Source organism: Actinosynnema sp. NPDC023658 (genome assembly GCF_040639995.1).
Classification (GTDB): domain Bacteria; phylum Actinomycetota; class Actinomycetes; order Mycobacteriales; family Pseudonocardiaceae; genus Actinosynnema.
Genome location: NZ_JBFAAX010000753.1, coordinates 1 through 2,765 on the forward strand (window position 1 = coordinate 1; position 2,765 = coordinate 2,765).

Genomic DNA, 2,765 nt, shown 5'->3' on the forward strand with positions numbered 1-2,765 from the left:
CACACGAGGCGCCCACCCCGCGGCCGCCCCTACCAAACACCTCCCCCACCACCCCTACCGCCCCCCACCCCGCTTACGGGGCGGGGCCCCCACGACGCGCGCGACACGTCAGCCCGGCAGCGCGGGCAGCTCCCCGATCTGATCCTGCGTGGGCGGGGCGATGTCGACCGGCACGCCCCAGTCGCGGTAGTTCGCGACCACCTGCACCGTGTCACCGCCCTCGACCGGCGTGCGCACCTCGGACCTCACCGGCAGGTCCTGGTCGTCCACCCACAGCTTCAGCACCGACGCCTGCCCGTTCACCGTCACGTTCGCGGTGTAGCGGACGGTCTGCTTGCCGGACACGGACTCCTCGGCCTTGTCCACGATCCGCGCGCCCTCGGGCAGCGCCTTGCGGATGTCGGCGGTGTCGCGGATGTGCACGGCGACGTCGGCCATGGCACGGCTCAGCTCGTTGTCCGGGTCGTCCGGGTCGATCCTGAGCCACGGCTTGTCCGGCTGCGGCGCCTGCCCCTGCGGTATCCGCACGAAGATGCCGGCGGGCACCATCACGTACGCGACCTCCTCGGCGTCCGCGATGGAGATCCGGCACGACGCCGCGAAGTCGTCGGTGCGCAGCCCGCAGCTGCCCTTGCCGTTGGTCGCGAGGTCGAGGTCGACGGTCACCGACTTCCTGCCCTCGACGGCCACCCGGTTCGCCTCGGCCAACGCCTGCGGCGTGTCGAACGAGCGCATCGTCGACGTCGGCTCACCGGTGCACGCGGAAAGCGCGGCGGACACCACGACGGCGAAACCCGCCACGGCGGCACGGTTCCTGCGCATGCTCCTCCTCGGACCAGAATGGGAAAAGGGACTTCCTCCGCCACTCTAACGGCCGGTCGGAACATTCGGGACGGTCAATTCACAACTGTGCCGAACACCAAATCAAGGAAACGATTTTTGTCAGGGGCGTGACAATCACGGTCTCTTCACCGAGGCGAGCAGGTTGCGGGCGACCTCGCGCAGCTTCGTGTTGTGCTGCTGCGACTCGGACACCAGTCGGGCGAACGCCTGGTCGGCGTCGATGCCGTGCGCGGCCATCAGCACGCCCTTGGCCTGGTCGATCTCGGCGCGCGACCCCAGCGCGTGCTGGAGGTGGTCGATGAGCAGGCGGGCCCGGTCGTACCGGCGGAACCCGGTGATCGAGGTGGCCGCGGCGGTGACGAACAGCCGCACCAGCGCCTCGTCGAAGGGGTCGAACGCCCGTTCGTCGGAGCTGTACATGTTCAGCGCGCCGAGCACCTCGTGCTCGATCACGAGCGGCGCGGACAGGTACGCCCGCACGCCGACCGCCTCGGCGGCGTCCGCGAACTCGGGCCACTGGGACCGGCTGCCGTCGCTCGTCACCCGGACGGGGCGCTGGATCCGCACGGCCTCCAGGCACGGCCCGTTGCCCGCGGCGTACTGGTCGGCATCGATGGACACGACCTTCCGGTCGGTCGCCGCCGCCGTGGACGCGCCCTGCGGGCCGACCACGGTGACGCTGACGTTCTCCGCGTCCGGGATGACCCGGGACGCCGACTCGGCCAACTGCTGCAGGGCGTCGTTCAGGCTCTGCCCGTCCGCCAGGACGCCCGCCAGCTCCTCCAGCGCCTCGCTGGCCTCGTCCAGCAGGGAGGCCGGGACGTGTTCCTCGATGCTCACAGCCCTCTGTCTACACCCAGAAGGCCATAATCGCCCCAACCAAAGGGGGGTGACGGGGTGCGCGTGCTGCTCGTCGAGGACGACGACGGGGTCGCGGACGCCCTCGTCGAGGCGCTGGAGGCCAACGACCACCGTCCCAGCCGGGTGGCGCGCGGCGCGGACGCGCTCCTCGTCCACCGCGAGTTCGACCTGCTCCTGCTGGATCTGGGCCTGCCCGACACGGACGGCCTGGAGGTGTTGCGCAAGGTCCGGAAGGTGTCCCCGGTGCCTGTGCTCGTTCTCACGGCGCGAGGTGACGAGCGGTCGATCGTCCGCGGCCTGCGCCTCGGCGCCGACGACTACCTGGTGAAACCGGTCCGCCTCGGTGAGTTGCTGGCCAGGATGGACGCGGTCGCGCGGCGCAGCGCTGCGCTCACCGGACCGAAGGACCGCACGGTGCGCGTCGGTGACGTGCAGATCGACCTGGAGGGTCGGCGGGTGGTGGTCGGTGACGCGGAGGTCTTGTTGACCACCAAGGAGTTCGACGTGCTCGCCGCGCTGGCCAGCCGGGCGGGCACGGCGGTGAGCCGCCAGCAGCTGATGGACGAGGTGTGGGGCGACGCGTACCTGGCCGTGTCCCGGTCGCTGGACGTGCACCTGGCGGGGTTGCGGGCCAAGTTGGGCCGTCCGGGCCTGGTGACCACCATCCGCGGGTTCGGCTACCGGCTGGCGCCGGGCGGTGCCGAGAAGTCGGACGGGTGAGCGGATGCGCCGCCGCCTGCTGTTGGTGCTGCTGCTGTTCTCCGCCGCCGCCGTGGCGGGCTTCGCCGTGCCGCTGCTGTCGGCCACGGCCGCCGAGCGCACGCAGCGGTTCGTGCTCACCCGGACCGGCGACCTGGACCGGTTCGCGGCGCTCGCCCAGCAGGCCGAGACCACCGGTGACAGCGCCACCCTGGTGGACGAGGTCACCGCGTACGTCGAGCTGTACGGCGACCCGGTGGTGGTGGTCGACGCGCGCAGACGGCCGGTGGCGCAGGCGGGTCTGACGGCCGACGACCCGGCGTTGGCGCGGGTGCTGGACGCCGCGCTGCGCAACCAGCCCG

At 71.7% G+C, this 2,765-nt stretch carries 3 protein-coding genes and 1 pseudogene; 2 read left to right on the forward strand and 2 right to left on the reverse strand.

The window, feature by feature from the left end; translation table 11 throughout:
- Window positions 1–108: 108 nt before the first annotated feature.
- Window positions 109–822: a hypothetical protein gene (locus tag AB0G02_RS34245; protein WP_360802746.1), complete on the reverse strand. Its 714-nt coding sequence runs from the start codon at window positions 820–822 to the stop codon at window positions 109–111.
- A 135-nt stretch (window positions 823–957) separates the two neighbouring features.
- The gene (locus tag AB0G02_RS34250) at window positions 958–1,683 is read right to left on the reverse strand and encodes a GAF and ANTAR domain-containing protein (RefSeq protein WP_360802749.1); all 726 of its coding nucleotides are present in this window, start codon (window positions 1,681–1,683) and stop codon (window positions 958–960) included.
- A 57-nt stretch (window positions 1,684–1,740) separates the two neighbouring features.
- On the opposite strand from AB0G02_RS34250, the gene AB0G02_RS34255 reads away from it, so the two are divergent.
- Together AB0G02_RS34255 and AB0G02_RS34260 are read left to right on the forward strand one after the other, a co-directional pair.
- Window positions 1,741–2,424, forward strand: coding sequence for a response regulator transcription factor (locus AB0G02_RS34255; protein WP_360802752.1), 684 nt, complete (start codon window positions 1,741–1,743; stop codon window positions 2,422–2,424).
- 4 nt (window positions 2,425–2,428) lie between these two features.
- Window positions 2,429–2,765 (forward strand): annotated as a pseudogene (locus AB0G02_RS34260) (sensor histidine kinase); the annotation flags it as partial.